Source organism: Shewanella corallii (genome assembly GCF_023349125.1).
In the GTDB taxonomy this organism is placed as follows: Bacteria; Pseudomonadota; Gammaproteobacteria; order Enterobacterales; family Shewanellaceae; genus Shewanella; species Shewanella corallii.
This window is the reverse complement of sequence record NZ_JAKIKT010000010.1, coordinates 26,219-43,815: the sequence shown is the minus strand read 5'-3', so window position 1 is coordinate 43,815 and position 17,597 is coordinate 26,219. Positions and strand designations below refer to the sequence as shown.

Annotated in this window: 16 protein-coding genes; 6 read left to right on the top strand and 10 right to left on the bottom strand. The window is 45.4% G+C overall.

Annotated features, from left to right (window positions below; genetic code table 11):
• Nucleotides 1-133: 133 nt before the first annotated feature.
• From L2725_RS20055 to abiEi, 5 genes are all read right to left on the bottom strand, one after another.
• Complete coding sequence (locus L2725_RS20055; RefSeq protein WP_249250599.1) at nucleotides 134-352, bottom strand: hypothetical protein; 219 nt, start codon at nucleotides 350-352, stop codon at nucleotides 134-136.
• A gap of 73 nt (nucleotides 353-425) precedes the next feature.
• The gene (locus L2725_RS20050) at nucleotides 426-611 is read right to left on the bottom strand and encodes a hypothetical protein (RefSeq protein WP_249250597.1); all 186 of its coding nucleotides are present in this window, start codon (nucleotides 609-611) and stop codon (nucleotides 426-428) included.
• A 376-nt stretch (nucleotides 612-987) separates the two neighbouring features.
• Complete coding sequence (locus L2725_RS20045; protein ID WP_249250594.1) at nucleotides 988-2,244, bottom strand: Y-family DNA polymerase; 1,257 nt, start codon at nucleotides 2,242-2,244, stop codon at nucleotides 988-990.
• The gene (gene umuD / locus L2725_RS20040) at nucleotides 2,244-2,648 is read right to left on the bottom strand and encodes a translesion error-prone DNA polymerase V autoproteolytic subunit (RefSeq protein ID WP_249250592.1); all 405 of its coding nucleotides are present in this window, start codon (nucleotides 2,646-2,648) and stop codon (nucleotides 2,244-2,246) included. Before umuD ends, L2725_RS20045 begins: the two co-directional genes overlap by 1 nt.
• A gap of 988 nt (nucleotides 2,649-3,636) precedes the next feature.
• Nucleotides 3,637-4,167: a type IV toxin-antitoxin system AbiEi family antitoxin gene (gene abiEi, locus L2725_RS20035; RefSeq protein ID WP_249250590.1), complete on the bottom strand. Its 531-nt coding sequence runs from the start codon at nucleotides 4,165-4,167 to the stop codon at nucleotides 3,637-3,639.
• A gap of 457 nt (nucleotides 4,168-4,624) precedes the next feature.
• On the opposite strand from abiEi, the gene L2725_RS20030 reads away from it, so the two are divergent.
• The 5 genes from L2725_RS20030 to L2725_RS20010 all read left to right on the top strand — a co-directional run bounded on the left by L2725_RS20030 (nucleotide 4,625) and on the right by L2725_RS20010 (nucleotide 10,975).
• On the top strand, nucleotides 4,625-5,068 hold the full coding sequence (locus L2725_RS20030; RefSeq protein WP_249250589.1) for a DUF6957 family protein: 444 nt from the start codon (nucleotides 4,625-4,627) through the stop codon (nucleotides 5,066-5,068).
• A gap of 1,024 nt (nucleotides 5,069-6,092) precedes the next feature.
• The gene (locus L2725_RS20025) at nucleotides 6,093-6,653 is read left to right on the top strand and encodes a Tn7 transposase TnsA N-terminal domain-containing protein (protein ID WP_249250587.1); all 561 of its coding nucleotides are present in this window, start codon (nucleotides 6,093-6,095) and stop codon (nucleotides 6,651-6,653) included.
• Nucleotides 6,653-8,707 (top strand): integrase catalytic domain-containing protein, encoded by a 2,055-nt coding sequence (locus L2725_RS20020; RefSeq protein WP_249250586.1) that lies wholly within the window; start codon nucleotides 6,653-6,655, stop codon nucleotides 8,705-8,707. The genes L2725_RS20025 and L2725_RS20020 overlap by 1 nt, the downstream gene beginning before the upstream one ends.
• Nucleotides 8,697-9,632 (top strand): TniB family NTP-binding protein, encoded by a 936-nt coding sequence (locus L2725_RS20015; RefSeq protein WP_249250585.1) that lies wholly within the window; start codon nucleotides 8,697-8,699, stop codon nucleotides 9,630-9,632. The genes L2725_RS20020 and L2725_RS20015 overlap by 11 nt, the downstream gene beginning before the upstream one ends.
• A 2-nt stretch (nucleotides 9,633-9,634) precedes the next feature.
• On the top strand, nucleotides 9,635-10,975 hold the full coding sequence (locus L2725_RS20010) for a hypothetical protein (RefSeq protein WP_249250584.1): 1,341 nt from the start codon (nucleotides 9,635-9,637) through the stop codon (nucleotides 10,973-10,975).
• A 408-nt stretch (nucleotides 10,976-11,383) separates the two neighbouring features.
• Here L2725_RS20010 and L2725_RS20005 read toward each other — a convergent pair whose 3' ends face one another.
• The 5 genes from L2725_RS20005 to L2725_RS19985 all read right to left on the bottom strand — a co-directional run bounded on the left by L2725_RS20005 (nucleotide 11,384) and on the right by L2725_RS19985 (nucleotide 15,109).
• Nucleotides 11,384-11,965 carry a HEAT repeat domain-containing protein gene (locus L2725_RS20005; protein ID WP_249250583.1) on the bottom strand — a complete coding sequence of 194 codons (582 nt, stop codon included), beginning with the start codon at nucleotides 11,963-11,965 and terminating at the stop codon, nucleotides 11,384-11,386.
• A gap of 266 nt (nucleotides 11,966-12,231) precedes the next feature.
• Nucleotides 12,232-12,858, bottom strand: a complete 627-nt coding sequence (locus tag L2725_RS20000; protein ID WP_249250582.1) for a hypothetical protein — start codon at nucleotides 12,856-12,858, stop codon at nucleotides 12,232-12,234.
• Nucleotides 12,843-14,027: a serine hydrolase domain-containing protein gene (locus tag L2725_RS19995; protein ID WP_249250581.1), complete on the bottom strand. Its 1,185-nt coding sequence runs from the start codon at nucleotides 14,025-14,027 to the stop codon at nucleotides 12,843-12,845. The genes L2725_RS20000 and L2725_RS19995 overlap by 16 nt, the downstream gene beginning before the upstream one ends.
• Before the next feature lie 249 nt (nucleotides 14,028-14,276).
• Entirely contained in the window at nucleotides 14,277-14,678 is a 402-nt protein-coding gene (locus tag L2725_RS19990; RefSeq protein ID WP_248936129.1) for a hypothetical protein, read from the bottom strand.
• Nucleotides 14,675-15,109 (bottom strand): hypothetical protein, encoded by a 435-nt coding sequence (locus L2725_RS19985; RefSeq protein WP_249250580.1) that lies wholly within the window; start codon nucleotides 15,107-15,109, stop codon nucleotides 14,675-14,677. The genes L2725_RS19990 and L2725_RS19985 overlap by 4 nt, the downstream gene beginning before the upstream one ends.
• A 159-nt stretch (nucleotides 15,110-15,268) precedes the next feature.
• Between L2725_RS19985 and L2725_RS19980 the strand changes: the two genes are divergently transcribed.
• Nucleotides 15,269-17,593, top strand: coding sequence for a TonB-dependent receptor (locus tag L2725_RS19980; RefSeq protein WP_249250579.1), 2,325 nt, complete (start codon nucleotides 15,269-15,271; stop codon nucleotides 17,591-17,593).
• The last annotated feature ends 4 nt before the right edge of the window (nucleotides 17,594-17,597 follow it).

The window sequence follows — 17,597 nt, the reverse complement described above, 5'->3', positions numbered from 1 at the left end:
TCTTTAACGTTAACCTAGAATCAACCTGATTGACGCGAGGTTATGTACAAATAGCAGTCGACTAATTTCGGACGAAATCACCTAGCAGACTGCTGCTTATCCTACTTGAGTGATTTGTTATACCTCTTTCACTTCACTTTTCATGTGTTAAAATAACATCTATTTGGTATTCAAAGTATGATTCTTGTGGGTATTTCAAACTATCAGAATGATAAATATTTATATCTAATTGCCCTATCAAAATTTTGAGTCTGTGCTTACATTCTTGAATCAGTTCGCCCCAAGTTTCTACCCAGATAGTAATACCATCTGCATCATAAATAATACCTCTGCCCTCGTTATCTTGCTTCAAAGGTCTCTTTGCATATGAATCAAGCTGATTAGATATGACCCAATATTTATTTCTGGGGATTTTAGTTCTACTACTAAGTGCTTTCTTTCATCAGATTGATTTTTCTAATACTTAGTGTCAGCATTAAATCTACAATAGCCGCACGACCATCAGTTCTCTTCATGGGTTTATCGTGCTGTAGATTTAACTTTGGCATACTAAGATGTACTTTCAGTACTTCACTAACAGACTGAACAAAAGATGATTTATTTATTTTCACATTGCTTTCCGTGAAATAACTTTAAGAGATAACAGTAGCAGTTCCCGTTATCTTTGAATTCTCCGGATAATCGGCTCGCATAAGAAACTTTAGGGCAAAAGTTCACCAATGTGTCTTTGCCTAACACGCTACCGCCCTTTGCTTAATGGGCGCACAATCCCTGTGGTCAATTTGTTGGTATGACTATAGCAATGAAATGGGGCCCAGTCTGTGAGATATTTGCCATAAGTCGCTGTTTAAATGTGGTTTTGATGTTTTTCTGTGCGGGTTTGGAGGTAGAGTTTATATTGGAGAATTGAGTGGCAATGATGGTCGAGTCACGGCCAGGGTGTTAGGCGTACTTGGGCGAATTTTTTGGGGGTAGCACAAGAGTTTCTCAGCACTTCACCCTGGGGAGGTCTTGCCACCTTGTGGTGTATTGTGGGCTTAGCATATCCCGCTTCATGCCCCATTTCTGCTCAATGCCTTGCGCTGCAATGAATAGCGTATCAGTTCCGTACTTACGGTTTAGGCCATCGAACGCTTTCATTAGTTGTAGCTTGCTCGGGTCAGGGTTGAAAAGGTCATCTTGGCGATGGCAGCTATCGTGCAACTCAATCAGGCCGACACCGATTTTGTAGAACCGGATGCCTGGCCGAAACAAATCTTTAGCTAGCATGGTGACGGTTTGACTGAGTATGGTGCTATCTGCGGTGGCAACGGGAAACTGATGCAGTGTTTTTCGATAATATGGTTGACCATCAAATGGTGAGTTGCCAGCGAAGCAAATCAGCGTTTTGCATACTGAACCCTGAGCTCTCGCTTTCTGGGCCGCGATACTCGCATGTTTGCTCAATGCTTGCTGAAGTGACTCAAGGTCGGTAATGCGTTCTCCCATCGAACGAGTCGAGAAGATTTGCTTCTTATCTGCCCTCGCCTCGTCCCAGTGTTTTGCGTGAACACCATTTAGGTCGAGCACAGTTCGCTCTATTTCAACGCTGAATTGATTTCGAGCATATTTGGGAGGCATGTTAGCCAGGTCCAGAGCTGTCTTTATGTTCATCAGTCTGAGCTTGGCACTGATCCGTTTACCAATCCCCCAGACATCACCAACATCCAACTTGGCCAATACCGCTTCCCGTTCTGCTTTTGAGTCTAAAACGCAGACGCCCTGATAGCCTTCTATCTTCTTCGCAGCGTGATTCGCAACCTTTGCCAGTGTCAGTGTGGGGCCGATACCAACACAAACGGGCAATCGACATTCCTTCCATACCGCACGCCTGATTTTCATGGCATGGGATTGCAGGCATTCAACTGCGGGATAAATGTTTTTGAACGATAAGAATGTCTCATCAATGCTGTAGATATATTGCTCAGGTGCATAGCGAGAGATGACATCCATCATCTTCGCGGACAAGTCACCGTAGAGTTCATAATTGCTTGAACAGACAACAGCATTGACGAGTTCACAGGCTCGACGTACTTCGAAGTAAGGTTTGAATTTGCTGATACCCGCGTCTTTTGCAGCTCGATTAAGGGCAACGACCATGCCGTCGTTGTTGCTCAGTACAACAACCGGCCTACTCCGCCACTCCGGCCGGAAGACTACCTCGCAAGAAGCATAGAATGAGTTTGCATCTACCAGGGCGTACATTATTGCTCCAGTAACACACATTGACGGTGAAGGCGGACTGAGTGCACCACGACACCTTCAATCGAAAACTCGTCCCACTCTTGAATGGGTACCGCTTGGTAATACTCGCTTGCTGACAAAAGCTGTCGATTCCGCTTGTCTAAGATTTTACAGACGAACTCACCGTTATAGTTGGCAACGATGACATCTTGATGCCGCACTTCTACATGGCGGTCCACAATCAAGATATCGCCATCATAAATCCCGGCGCCCTGCATAGAGTCACCTGCTGCCCGACCGATAAATGTCGCGCTGGGATGCATCACCAAGAGCTCATCCAGGCTCAATGATTGCTGTAGATACTCCGAAGCTGGGGATTCAAATCCAGAAATTCCAGCGCTGGCGGATAGAGGAATGACTCGCATAAAACGCACAACTGTATATACATACAGTTATTGTAGTTAGAGGCTGCCAACTCGTAAAGACAGGACCAGAGCGTTAGCTCAACAAAAGCCCAAAATGACTACGCAATGGGCAAAAGATGGTGCGCATCACTGAATTAACAGCACCGCCTAGTCAATTACCAGCATAGGCCGACGAACAGTTGCCGATATGACAAAAACCGGAGCTTTCCTGGAGCATCTAAGAGCTGCTGACCTATTGATTCAGCGCGTAGTCAGTTTCTCAGGCTAGCCACTGCTCATAAATAGCTGCAAAAAAAAGGGTAAAAACATCAATAAATTAGGGGCCATCTAGGCTATAAGACAAGGCGCCCGAATGGATAAAGGTAGTCAATGTTACAGATGCTAGTCGATATACTCGATGTCATGAAATCAACAAAATGTCGATTTTATGACGCGAAAATCGAGCAAAAATCACGTCATGAAATCGACAAGATGTTTATTCTATGACGTGCAAAACGAGGAAATAGAGCAAAAAAGACGTCATGAAATCGACATGTTGGATTGATATGTCGATGGGATCGACATGAGTTTTGGAACTGTCGATAAAGTTGGCATTAATCGACACGTTGGATTTATATGTCGATGGGATCGACATAAACTAGCCGTATTGTTTGCTTGTGTCGATTTTTAACGGAATTTTAAACATGACCTGGGAACCTACTCAGCCTTATAACGAATTGCCGACGTAACCTCCGAGCTTTGAGGTCGTTGAATATTATGGCTGCATCTATGCAATGTGTATGGAGAGACCCCTTTGCTATCCTCCCTATCGAGCCGGGTTTTACGAGAAACACCCCCACAGGCGTGGGGAAGACCTAAGGAAATACACTCGCTATACCTGTTCGCCAGACAATATAGAAAAGGAACAATAAGCCTTGTGTTGAAGATTAATGGCGCCAATCGTACTGCGTCCCCTTCTTGACCGCACGACCCCAATGCAGAAAAATTCTCAGTCAAAAACCCTCACATCCACCATATTTAAGTTTCGGCCTACACGCTTCAGGTCTCGGTATGCAGTTAAAGGCGTTGCGATACGCAAATGCGTATCAGTTTTTTCAGTATTATCAAGAATATCGATTACCGAGCGTATAGTGTGAGTGAACTCGATCACACCATAAGGAGTTTTAAAGACCCCCTTCCTTCCAGTGGTCATTACAGTAATGCGATCAATGGGGATTTGCGAAATAGCTCCGTAAATCGATAACGCTGACTCAAGCGAGATATAGTTGTAATCGTACTTACGCAAAATTCCTGCAATCCGCTCAATCATCCGTGCCCCTTTATGCTTGGAAAGCGCGTAAACGTACACACCTTTACATGGTCGCTCCAATAACCCCCGCTTCACCAACCGACACACCCCCTGCTTAAAAGCTGTATCCGTATCTTCAAAAAACAGGCGACGTAGATCTCGCTTAGCAAAGACGCAAAAGCCCTTCTTATCGAATCGCTCTAGCCTTGTAATCGCTTCATCAAACGTCACTTATACTTCCCTTCTCAACATTATGTGTACGGTAAGGTATTACTTTGAATACTTTAATGTCCACTTACACCTAAACGCAGAACAAGCAGAAACCAACCACAATAAACATGCCCCGACACTTATGTAAAGGTAACACCTCTTAGCTCCGAACTCTGGATATAACGAGTCCTATCCTTATTGCCTTGAGGCTCTACCACTGCATTCGCAACCTTAGTATGAGTGTGCCATCAGTCCATTATGTCTACCGTCTTTGCTTTATTTAGGTATTAGTCAAACCTATAATACGGTTCTGCGATTTTTATACATATTCGATAAGTTTCAATCCGGTCCAAACACGACGACCCAATATGCAAAGTATCTATTGCTGTTTGAGCTAGCGCTGCGAACGGAACTTGTTGACATGACACGTCAGGTTGGTACGGTAATTTAGAGGCAATCCATTTTTCGTGGATTTGCAATGACAAAATCAATGTCATTGCACCAATATAATCAACATGTTGGAGGCCTCATGAACCCCTCTTTTGAAGATCAACTCCGTATCATTGATTCCACGTTGAACACACCAGGTGAAGATACCTCTTACGGTTGCCCTGAAAACGCCATCGACATTATGAAGGCTCGATGCCTTGAGCTTTTCCCTGGCAAACCCTTTCGTGTAGGCAAAAGCTGGACTATCTGGGACCTGACGCATAACGATGAAGTCATAGCGACGGTACTTTATGTGAGAAATGTACTGGAAGATCCCACCCTCAAGTTCGCCCCTGGCAACTGGGTGAAATCAACAAGGTTGATTTCACTAGCTGACGATGCCTTGTTTGAAACACCGAACACGGTTTACATCATGGTTGGTGACGGAGACCGAAAGCGCGTTGCTGCTGAGCTCTACTTCAAAATCGTATAGGAAATAAACCTTAAGCGTCTATAAGCGTGGCTAAGCCAATCACCCAACAGGCATGGTCTGCCACGCTTTATTTATCATTAGAGTTTCCATAAATTTAGCGCACAACCTCGCTACACTCTTAATTAGTCACATGCCTGCGCACACCTTCGCAGGCATATTTACAACACTTTGAGCGAGCCATAGCCTTTAAGGCTGATTCAGGACGAACTGCTCAAACACTTTTTATTATCAACATTCTCAGATGTAGCTGATAAATGCTTCACCACCTTTAACTTGACGGCATATCAGTGCTTTTAACTTCAAGCAAAAATTAACAGATTTATCGTCCAAGTTGTTTCAAAAAGTTTTTTTGGAAAAATTTATCGACATATAAACCCATAAAAACACACGCGCCAATGTGTTTTCATATTAGAACAACCCCTTTAATATCATTAGGTTGCACAGCTAACTACTACGCCTTCCTCAATGACTTACCACCCACGCCAAACCATAGCGAGAGTTCAATTCGCACAAACAACCCTACTTATAGATTTTGAAAATATTGATTTTATGTTTAAAGTAACGCCATAACTAAGTGAGTTGCCAATAAATAACAGGGCAAACATTGAGTTGATGACCAGGAAATACTCGGCAGCACGATGAGCGCTATTAGCAAGGTGTAATCAAGCTGCCCCCAACAAGCAAGGAGGATATCCGCTACGAGAGGACGGACATCAGCATGTAAGCAAGGCCACCTGAAATAAGGAGCCCCGCCGTCAGGAACGGCCGAAATCACAAAGTGAGTCACTTTCAAACGATTTTTCTTGAAAAAAATCGGAGGGTTCATTTTGCCTGAATTTCAAATTGTTAAGCGTAGAAACACAACTATGGCGTGACAAAGGCGATGCATTTTACGAAACAAAACCTTTTATCTTAGCACAAAAAGTATACAGTGAAAGCAGATGTAGGCAGAAATATTGCCTCGAGGTATCAGATGCAGAACAAACGCAACCCCCGAACTCGTCGAGGTCGGCACACATACAGAATGTACTCTAAAAAGACCGGAGGCCTCCTCAAGGTCGAGAGTCATTTAGAGCTCATCATTGCCTGTAAGCTCACATGCAATCCGCAAGTAGTGTCCTTTGCCGCACAGCCAGAGAGCTTACATTGTGAATACCGGGGTAAACAGGCTCGGTATACGCCAGACTTCCTGGTGCAATACACCAATGGCACCTTTGAATACCTTGAAGTCCACCCGGAAGTGTTCATCGACCAGGAGTTTAAAGAAAGACTCGCCCACTTTTCCCGTTACAGCTATCGGGAGTCTGGTGTGGCCATCAGACTGGTGACTGATGCGGGGTTGACGTACATGGAAAGAGAAAACGTAAAGCTATTGGCAAATCGAATGTCACCTGGTGGGGAATTGACGGTACAGCTTTGTTCACTCCCAGATAGGCTGACGTTCGCTGAACTCATTAAGCATCTGAACGGAGTTGTCTCCAGCCCTATTGAAGAGGCCTATACGCTTGTCGCGCTTGGGTACTATCACTTTGACAGGCAGAAACTACTTAGTACAAGCACCCTTCTATTCAAGGAGTCACTGTAATGTATGGGCTCAATGAAGGCACTCAGTTTCATACGGAAAACGGTGAAATCGCTATTCTGATGTCAATGTCAGAACACAACATAGTGTTAGAGACTGAAGAAACAAGAGCAATCCTGAGTCATAAACCCGCAGAGTTCTCTCAGCTTGTTAGGGAACAACGATATGCACCAGTAATCGAGCCCCAGCCCAAGCCTATTCTTACGGATTACCAAGAAGCCAATATGACTCGCAGGCTCTGGTATGTGAAGGCAGTCAAGTATCTCGTTAATCATAAAGGCCTGTCCGCAACGGCGAAACACAGCTATTCGGAAATTATTGAGCGGGTAGAAAAACTACATCCCAGAAGCATGGAGAAAAAACACCCGAGCAGTTCGAGTATTTCGCAATGGTATAAATCGTGGATTGAGGCTCTACAAGATGACTACGTCCTTGCTGGCCCGAGATGTAAAGGACGAACAATACTGAACCCCGCAAGCGAAGTGGTCATCAATCAGTATCTACAGAAAATCATGCCTAAAAGTGTCTCACAACAGACACGAGGGCATTATCGTGCTTACAAACTGTTTGCAGAGGAAGAAGCAAGGAAGAATCCCCAGGTCCAAGTGGTATCTGCGAGCACATTTAGTCGAAGGGTGAACGCGCTAAACTCTATCGGGGCGAAACTTAAGAGTGATGTTTATTCCAATATATGGAAAAACGACATGCTTTCTTCACTCGAAAATTCCATTCATCTTAACTACGCACTTGAGCGTGTAGAGGTCGACCGTGTAGAGGTCAACATGGCCGTACTGGATGACGAAACCAAGGAGCCTATCGGGAAAATTGGGATTTATGTCGCCATTGATTGCTACAGCCGTTACCCCCTCGCAGTCGTAGTGGACTTTGGCATGGCCGAGAACACTCGCAGCGTGTTAAACCTGCTGAGAAACATGTTCCTTAGCGACAACAACCTTACCGCAAAAGGAAAGCCTGACACCATTGTAATGGATAATGGACCAGGGTTTCACAACGCCACCATCCAGAAAACCTGTAAAGCTCTGAAAATGAACGTGTTGTACACACCCGTTCAAGATGGCTCTAAAAAGCCGTTCGTAGAGTCATTTTTCAGGGGTTTGAGAGCACAGTGCTTTGAAGGAATGCTGGTACAAACGTCCACTGGTGACGAATCCGTTGGTCTAAACAGCTACCATGTTAAACCATCTAATAAAAATCATGTCCCTTCTGATAAATCGATACAAGACAGAGCTTGCTTAACACGCAGTGACTTTTTGAAAATTATCAGTCGTTTTTTGTTTGAGTATGTCCATACGACGCACTCGAAAACAAACCAAACACCTCATCGCCGTTGGTATAAGTCTTTGAGTGTACGACCAGCGATACCAGTTGATTATCAACAAATTAAACATCACTTCCACCAATGCCAGGATAAGGAGCATCAAGTGCTCCAACAAGGCGGGGATGTCACGTTGCTTACCCAGCAATTCGCCAGTGCGGCCAGTAAACAACTGCACTCACTTCTTTGTCTTCACAAACCGGGGGGAGTGGATGTGCGAGTCATGTATGACCCGTTTGACGCATCAAGTGTCTCCATATCAGCTATTGACCCAACCACCAATGAGCAACATGACGTTGTAGCGCTTAACCGCAACTATACAATCCACGAGGGTGACATTGTCTCATTCGATAATGCGAGGCAAAAACCTGCTTCAGTCTATGAGATTTACCAACCGGAAAAATTGGAGCGTTATGGGACTTACCGGGCAGAAATCAGCGCGTTCCATAAAGTTAAAAAGAAAAAAAGGCGTAATGGTAAAGAAGTGACCAGTTTTGAGGAGAACAACAAACTCAGCTTGTCCCCAGAGGAGCGACTTAATCAAGCAAATGAACAGCAGCAACCCCTGTTAACCGGGAAGCCTAATGAGCCTGAGCCTGAGCTTGAACTCGCTGACAGTGTCGATTGTGACATTGGGCTTACCCCCTCGTCTCACAACCGCAACATGCCTAAGACCGCCCCTGATGGCGAAGAACTGATTTGGACCTACGATGAAGATTAAGACGCCAAAAATACCCAATTCAATTGTTCAACACCGGACCTGTATTGATGCATGGGAAATGATGGCAAAGGTTCACGCCATGTACGGTAGCCCGCTATCCAACAAGGGACTCTTAATATATGGTAACTCTGGCCAGGGTAAAACCTACCTGGCTGAGCAATATATCAAAGCAGCTCAAGCTGAAATGCTTGAGCCAGTACCTCAACTGCCCGTTCTGTACCACCGGTTCAGGGAAAGTAATAAAACCATTTCCCAAATACAGAAACTGCTCATCGGGGCTATGGGAGCCACCCCACCGAGAGGAAGGCTTGAACCAGGCGAACTGCACGCACAACTCTGCCACCTGATTGATGTACTGGGCGTGCAATTAATCGTGCTCGATGAAATCCAACAAGTTTTGCCTAAAAGTGACGGCCATACGACTCAAGCAACTCTAAAATACTTTTGCTGTCTGTTAGACGAGCTTCCGGCCTCAATCGTCTTCATCGGCAGTGAGCGAGCACAGCGCTTACTGAAGTTCGGCATGGATAAAAAGACCATAGATGATAATGAGCAATTAAGTCGTAGGATGCTCAGATCGGTCAAACTGGAAAGTGTCAACGGGCTAAGTCCATCATGGCTTAACTGTGTTAACTGGTTCTTAAGCTGTATAAATTACCCAAGTATGAGCTATCAGCGTAAACATGAAGCAATTCTCATGAGCCGTATCTATGTGGCCTACGCAGAAAGGGGGTTCAGTACGCTAGACAGCCTGTTTCTTAGAGAGCCTTTTACCGGAAGCACCTTTGATGAGCTTAGGGAGTGGTTAAAACGAAATTTTGATACCTACTGTAATAGGAAAATTAACCCCTTTGACCCCAAAGCCATGACGGATAAACAGGCTTATGAACTGACTTACCGACTAACGCAGAAAATTGGCAGGTAAGCATGAACTTTGCGGTCTCTCCCACGCCCATGTCTGATGAAAGCCTAATCGGCTATCTCGTTCGTTTGATTCACTTAAACGGTTACAGGTACATGCGGCGCATTCTTAACAAGCCTCTGATAAATGCCGCGGTCTCAAATAAAACCGAGGAGGTTAGTAATGCGTTGGGACGTCAACTTCCTTATCCAAATTATGAGGTTACCGCTATCAATACTCTTTGGAGCCTGCCAACACTAACCCAAGCCAGGATTTGTCTAAAGTGTATTGATGAACATGGCTACATCAAAGCTGAGGTTCAAAATCCATTTCTCACACATTGCTCTCAACACGCGATCGAACTGCTTGATACTTGCCCAACCTGTAATCGGCAACTGCGTTGGGAAACGAAGTTGATAAAAGGACATTGCAGTGAATGCGGGCTAAGACTATCAACCGCAAATACACCTTCGTTACCAGCGTTATCTCAGCCCGAAGTGGCTGATTGTCTACTCGCATCAGCCATGTTAGAACCAGGGGAAAAGCCCTATTTTATCGAACCTAAACTGTGCACACTTGAGCACATAGCGACACGCGTAAAGCGCGGATACAACCTACTCACTTCTGAGCGCCAGTTCAAAGTCTGGGTATTGAAACTACTTCGCCAATTTCCGGCTTCTGCTCCCCAAACCATGTGTTTGTATGACGTTGAGTATCTTTTTGAGCGGTTACAAACGCAATGGCCAGTTCAACAACTAAGAGAAACCTGTTACCAAGCATGTTATGTGTCGAGAGCAGAACCTGCTGATTGCCCGGTGATTCCAGCAAGACAAGCTGCCACTGTGCTAAACATATCACTAGAAACACTTTCTACCCTCACACCATCACAGATAGTCAGAAATCCGGGAATTTGCAGGGTTCACGCACGAACCAAAATTGATTTTTCTCCACTACTTGAGGTACTTCCACTGTATTCTCCTCAAGAGCAAATGGTCCCCATCTCCAATCAAATCAAACTACTACAGCGTTATGATTTGGATCTCGCCAACCTGCTAATTGCCCGATGTGATGGTAAAATAGCACTGGCCTACAGACGGAATGCTTGCTTTTATTCATCGATTTATTGTGACCCTAAAGATCTAGTTAGGTTGGGAGAGGAAGAACTTAAACAACGCTCAAATCGTGCGGAAGTGGTCACATTGGAAATGGCGATGAGACTCACCGGACTGTCACAAGAGGAATTGTATTGCCGTCGAAAGAACGGTTTTTTGCCTGTACCGAAATACTTTCAGAGCGGGTCAAACTCGCTTTTTTACATCAGCGATCTAGTGAAACTAATACGTATAAACAACAAGTTAGAAGCATAACCCCCTTCAATTAACTTTAGTGTTCCGCTAATACCTCAAGTACCGTCTCACAATCAGCAAAGACTGCTCACCGGCAGTCTTTTTTCGTTTTATCACTACTTGCCGACGCCAGTTTCCTGAACAGGACGCTATACAGTATTGACCCCTAAAGAAATTTCATTAACCTGTCACTTAGTTGTGCCGGTATCTCGGGCTATTTCCTGATTATTGATTCCAAAGTTTACTGAAATTTCGGGTTCAGATTCCAGAATTTGGTGAAATTTAAAAGAATTCAGTAAATTGCAACCCATTGATTTATTAGGTTTCACTGAGACTGGAATTCTAGAGCCAAATGAATATCATCAATCATCTCTAGGTAAAATCCATCCCCTTCGTCAATCTAATCTCGTCCAGGACGTTCTTCAATTCTTATCTGGTGCCATGGCTAGCTACAAATGCTGATATTGAAGACTGCACCGCATTCGTTGTTTCAGTCTTACTTTTTTCTGTGAGCATACTCAGCACCATATCCACATCCCTGTCTTTTACGAATTCATTGGCTGTGTTGATAACACTGCATCTGACTGTGTAATCATCATCCTCCAGATAGCTTAGAGCTTTTGCCAGGTACTCTTGCTCACCCAGTAGATAAAGACAATAGCAACAACTGACGGACTCATTTGCATTGCCTTGTCCATAGACCCGTTTGACAGGTTCCATAAGTGTCTGCCTGCTTAGCAAGCCTATGGTGATGATTGCGGCACACCGAACCAACGAGTGGTCATCTTTAAGTAGCCGCTTTAGCTGAACATCAGATACAGGAATTTTAAGATTGCCAATTGCTTCCACGGCAGAAACTCTAACCAGTTCGTCACTGTCATTGACGGACTCTACAATGGCATTAGTGACTTCACTGGAGTTCGAATAGTCATAGGATGCTTCTATGGCTTCAATACGAGTTTCATAGTCAGCGCTACAGAACATCCCCAGTAGTCGATTTACCTTAGCCATCGGAACTCCACATACTTAGTCTGGTTCATCTCATGTTGCTTAATATCACTAGACTAGACAACTGCAGGACTGAAACCAGAGCCTCAACCTTGACCAAGACATGAATGTCGGTCCGTTATCATTAGTTTAGCAATAAAATGGTGCTACCATGCAACGTGTTTGTGTTACTTTGCTCTGTTATTGTTCGCCACTAAACTCTGAGTAATTTCCTGTACGTGCTGGGTTTAGCTGTTTGCATTGTAGTTGTTGCTCAGCAACTAACACGCTCAGATACGCCACAACATGACGGGAAACAGTCCCCACCAGGCCAGAACGAGAAACCATTGGATTACACCTGCAATGGCAAATGAATCCAACTTATTGCCCGTTCTATTTTGCCACAGTGCTGCCACATTAAGCGCCAACGCGACCAGGCAACTCAATGCCAGCAATACACTCCCGGCATTGATGTTGCCGATATTGAGGAATGGCTGGGTTAACAAGAATGGCAAGGGGATCAGCAAAACCGGGAACATATAGAAAGCCGTCACAATAGGTAACTGTTTGTGCTCCCCTCTGGACCCCAATAGACAATATAGGCCGCGACACAGCAAAAATAACAGACTGATTAATCCCAGTACCAGACTTGCCCAAAGGGATACAAATTGCAGGTTATCGGCCTGACGATAAGTGGTGAAACCATTACTTAGTGTCAATGTTCCCGGCGTTTCAACGCCCAGAACATGGGACGCTGAGCTACGATTATCAGCCTGATAAACCCCCTCGCCTACAGAATTCAGTATCAGTGTGGGGTGTTGAATCCCGCTCAATACCAGTTTCTTAAGATCACCGGACAGCTGGACTGTGTTAAAAAGCTTATCTATATAGGTGAAGCTGGCTACCGGCGATAACACTGGCTCATACCTGATATGCCAGTCTTTTGCGCCAAAGATTCCCCCATAGTCGCCGACACAGGCGTTGGTGTTATCTGCAGCGACTCAATCAGCACTTGTTCAAGCTTGCCGTAATCGCCGGTTTCACTGTCAGAATTAGAGATAAAGAAAAAAGCTTTGTTTTCATTGGGAAATACACAGAAGTTACCCTTGAAACCTGTGGTATTTCCACCATGGCAAAGACCAATAACCCCATGGCGATCACGTCGCCAAAGCCCAAGACTGCCACCCACATTCAGATCCCAGAATACCGAGTCAGTAGTGCTGACCGGGGTACCAACTTGCTTAATTAACTCGTCTGAAATCAGACCCTTGCCGTCGCTCATCAGGAATTTGGCAAATTTTGCCATATCCCCGGGAGTACTGGTGAACTGGCCTGCACCTCTGAGGATCATGGGGATGGCTTCAATCTCCCTGTGTTGGTCCAAATGGCCAAATGCGAGCTGTGGATCACCATATTGGCCACAATGACCATGACACTGGGTGGTAAATAAAAAGGTGGAGTCGTTCATTGCGAGCGGTTTGAGTATCCGCTCAGCCAGGACCTGCTCATATGGTTGGCCAGTAAGGGTTTCAATCACCAGAGCGAGCAGATTAAACCCGACATTTGAGTAACTGACAGTGGTGCCTGGCTTAATACCGATATCCAGTAGCGCTTGATCGTCAATGAACATCTGCTCAAGTGGAGTGTCGACCTCAGCGCGGGTATTCAGTAGATGCCACAGTCTGAGATTTTGCAGTCCAGCCGTGTGATTCACCAAATCTCTTACTGTCACCGGATGGGTATTTTGCCAGGGATTATTGAAAACCAGATTGGGAAGAATGTCCTGAACCCTGGCATCCAGAGATAACTCTCCCCTGCTGATCATTACCAGCACACCGGCAACCATGACGGTTTTTTGGATAGAGCCCAGGTGCATTTTATGATTTGTCGTTAATTCGTTACCCGAAGCAACGTTAGACACACCTGCAGCCCCCAGACTGACGGCCTGTCCGTCAATCAGCGCCCAGGAAGCGCCAACCAGTTGTTCCTCATGAATAACGTCATTCATCCTTTCAGCTAAACCTGCCTTAAGGTCGTTACTGATCAGGCCGGAGGCAACCAGCCATAACAAAATAATCAGACGCAAAATCGGTTTCAGTCCTTGATTCCAGTTGCGGCTAACCTCGCATATTCAGTCAGGGGAATCAAAAGCCAAAGAGTTACCATGTGTGTTTTTAACTTAAATTACAGCAGGTAATGAAGGTATGTGTTGATGAGGTCATTCGATGATCAACCAAGAGGTCAATGCGCCCTTTCGTTAAGCCACTGTCAAGGTTATTTATGCCCGTACATACTTATGATGCCCAGGTGTAGATATTCGATACTATGCTCGGCTTTAATCCTCAGACAAGGCGTGAATCTGTTGTTCAAATTCATCTGTGCCGCTGAACAGTGACTTGGTGTAAAGCCAGTGTTTGTGGTTTTCACCAAAATTCACCAGGCCTGTACGGTCCGACTTATCGGCAAAACTGATGGCGTTCTGGTTAAAAGTCGCCAGGGGTTCCGACCAGTTAACAACGGGTTGGCTTTTGCGGTTGTCGTCCACAATGCAGTAAACCCTTTGATCAGTCGCGACCAAATAGCTCCGCTGTTTTGATGTTTTAAAGAAGTTCATCAACCTGGCGTTGGAGACTGGCTCTTGCTGGTAGTTTTTCGAGGTACGCACCGCGTCGGTAATCTGCTCAGAGGTCCTGAAACCCACATCAGCATCAAAGAATTTAGAATAGAACTTCATCATTTCTCTTCCTCCATGTTCTGCTCAGGTTCATCTTGGGTCTCTTCGAGGGCTTTCTCTCTCATGTATCTGGTGAATATCAGTGGCCACGCGAATCCGACGGTGACGGCTGCAGTAACGCTGACTTCAAAGATCTTCGCCATCTGTCCGGCCCAGCCTATGATCAAAGCCCCCAATGACCAGGCCACAAGAAACACTAAAGTTGATTTACCGTGTTTCAGTTCGAGAAGAGATCTGCCACGAAGAAAATAAAAGGTAAGGTCGAGTATTACGGCCGCGGCCCCAACTATTGAGCAGGCTACGGCAAACACCAATACCGGGTTTTGATTGTTCTCTTTATCGACAATGGTCATCTCGAAGAAAATTAACTCTAATCCAGCAAGAAGGTTTTCCATAGTTTGCCTGTCCAGTCTGTCGGAGAGATTCGGGTTCATTAGACTACTACCTCCCTACTCTACGGGAGTTGTGCACAAAAAGTCATCATATGGTGCGCTTTTGTGCATAGCTCTAACGATTTGCCCCACTTATCATTTTCGTTGAAGCAAAAAGTCGAGAAAGCCAACAAAACAAAGAATAAATAGTGGGGCATGTCAATGAAAAGAAGAGCATTCAGACCGCATTCTTTGCGGCCAGCTATATTAATAGCTTTTTCTACAACCGCCGGAGCACAACAAGAACCTCAAATCAATGAATCGGAAGGATTAGAAGTCATCACCGTCACGGCGCGAAAAAGAGTGGAGCCATTACAAGAAACGCCTGTCGCCATCACTGCTTTTACCGCCAATGGGCTGGACAGGAAAGGCATCGATGACATCTCAGGTATCGCGGCATTCACTCCAAACCTCGTTTACGATACGCACACTCCTATTGGCGGCGCTTCAAGTGCGGCAGCTGTATTCATTCGAGGAATAGGTAACACTGATTTCAGCCTGACTACCGACCCCGGAGTAGGGACCTATGTGGACGGAATATATGTCTCACGCTCTATTGGCGGTGTACTAGACGTGCTCGATGTAGCCGGAATTGAGGTACTGCGTGGTCCACAAGGCACTCTCTTTGGCAGAAATACAATTGGCGGCGCCATCAATATCACATCTAGAAAACCCTACGATGAATTAGCCGGCCACGCTCAAGTCACAGTAGGCAGTTTTAATAGGCTGGATTTCCGTGGTTCAATAGACCTTCCTATAACCTCTGACTTGTTATCTACCTTTGCAATATCCCGTAAAACCCGTGACGGCTATGTTGACAGAGTATTGGTTGGAGACCAACTGGGTGGCATGGACAGGCTCGCCTTTAGAGGTGCCTTTTATTACGAACCGAGCGATGAATGGAATTTTCAGCTCGCGATTGATTTAACAGACTATGACGAAGAAAGCGCAGCAGGTGTATCCGTTGGTTTCACACCTGGCGCAGGCACCATTGGCAATTCCCTTATTCGTTTTTCAGACCTCCCGGCTGCAGAAGCTATTGCTGTCGGCCTTGCTGATCTCCAACAATACGTTACCGAACCAGGCGAAGATAAAACTTATGGCGTAACGGGCAATGAAAGCACGGTCGAAGCCAAAGGCGCATCATTCATTGCCAATTACTTAGGAGACGACTTCGATGTAAAGTACACAACCTCCTATCGAGAAACCGACGCCACATTCTATGCAGATGCCGACAGCTCTCCCTTTGAAATCACAGATATAAGCAACCCCAATTACCACCACGAACAAACAAGCCACGAATTACAAATTACCGGCGACTTACTGGATGGCGCACTAAAATATGTGGGCGGCATTTATCGCTTTGATGAAAAAGGCAACGATTGGGTATTTGTGAATCTTAACCTGCCAACGCCAGATCTATCAGCTGGTTTTCCTGCGGTGCTCCATAACCTGGCAAACGTAGACAACTCCAGCCAAGCTTACTATTTTCAGGGCAACTGGGCAGCCACCGATCAGTTTAATTTAACCTTGGGCGGTCGCTATACCAAAGACAAAAAAGAGTATAGCTATACGCAATTTATCGCTGCAGACAAAGCAGGAAACGGACTTCCCTTCTTTCCGGGAGCCGTAATAGCGGACGGTACATTTAAACCTGGCTTATTGCCATTAGTGGGCGATGGCACAGGTGTGGTCAACGATGAATTTGATGAAACAACATTCAAGTTCGGTGCTGACTATTCTTTAAACGATAACGCGCTACTTTACTACAGCTTTTCTCAAGGCTTTAAAAGTGGCGGATTTGTATTACGTTATGTTGAGCAAGTTGAAAACCCCAGAACCTTCCAACCTGAAACGTTAGATGCCCACGAACTTGGCATAAAATGGGAAAGCGATGACCGCAAAGTGCGAGTTAATGCAGCCGCTTTTTACACTGATTACTCCGACGTTCAAGTCATTTTCTTTGACAAACAGGGCGGCCCCATCACAGCTAATGCTGGTGAAGCCGAAATCAAAGGGCTTGAGCTGGAAGTTAACGCACTGCTCACAGAAGGCCTCTTGTTTGAGCTCGGTTACGGTTATACCAAGGCCGAATACACTAAGATCAACCCGGTGGAAGGATTGTCACTCACAATCGACGAAAGCGCCAAGCTGGTCAACACACCCGAACACTCTTTGAATGCCAGCTTGGAATATCGTCATTCCTTCGGTGATGATGAGTTGTCAATAAGAGCAGACTATTCCTACACAGACGATCTATTCAACGACTCTCAAAACTCCCCCTTCTTGTTTCAAGACGCCCATAGCTTAGTCAACGCCTCTGTGAGTTATACCTTTAACTACGACTGGGAACTGATCCTTTTTGTTGAAAACCTTACCGACAGAAGAGTCATCGAAAGTGGCAATTCCAATTTTGGTCTCGGGTTTCATGAGGCACGTTTCAACCGTCCCCGCGAATACGGTACGACACTCAGATACAAATTCTAAGTTT

Excerpts from the sequence above, each read along its gene's own strand:
- umuD (WP_249250592.1), bottom strand. The coding sequence starts at position 2,648 with ATGCGAGTCATTCCTCTATCCGCCAGCGCTGGAATTTCTGGATTTGAA.
- L2725_RS19985 (WP_249250580.1), bottom strand. The coding sequence starts at position 15,109 with ATGAACCCGAATCTCTCCGACAGACTGGACAGGCAAACTATGGAAAAC.
- L2725_RS20015 (WP_249250585.1), top strand. The coding sequence starts at position 8,697 with ATGAAGATTAAGACGCCAAAAATACCCAATTCAATTGTTCAACACCGG.
- L2725_RS20025 (WP_249250587.1), top strand. The coding sequence starts at position 6,093 with ATGTACTCTAAAAAGACCGGAGGCCTCCTCAAGGTCGAGAGTCATTTA.
- L2725_RS20010 (WP_249250584.1), top strand. The coding sequence starts at position 9,635 with ATGAACTTTGCGGTCTCTCCCACGCCCATGTCTGATGAAAGCCTAATC.
- L2725_RS20005 (WP_249250583.1), bottom strand. The coding sequence starts at position 11,965 with ATGGCTAAGGTAAATCGACTACTGGGGATGTTCTGTAGCGCTGACTAT.
- L2725_RS20045 (WP_249250594.1), bottom strand. The coding sequence starts at position 2,244 with ATGTACGCCCTGGTAGATGCAAACTCATTCTATGCTTCTTGCGAGGTA.
- L2725_RS20020 (WP_249250586.1), top strand. The coding sequence starts at position 6,653 with ATGTATGGGCTCAATGAAGGCACTCAGTTTCATACGGAAAACGGTGAA.
- L2725_RS19980 (WP_249250579.1), top strand. The coding sequence starts at position 15,269 with ATGAAAAGAAGAGCATTCAGACCGCATTCTTTGCGGCCAGCTATATTA.
- L2725_RS19990 (WP_248936129.1), bottom strand. The coding sequence starts at position 14,678 with ATGATGAAGTTCTATTCTAAATTCTTTGATGCTGATGTGGGTTTCAGG.
- L2725_RS20030 (WP_249250589.1), top strand. The coding sequence starts at position 4,625 with ATGACAAAATCAATGTCATTGCACCAATATAATCAACATGTTGGAGGC.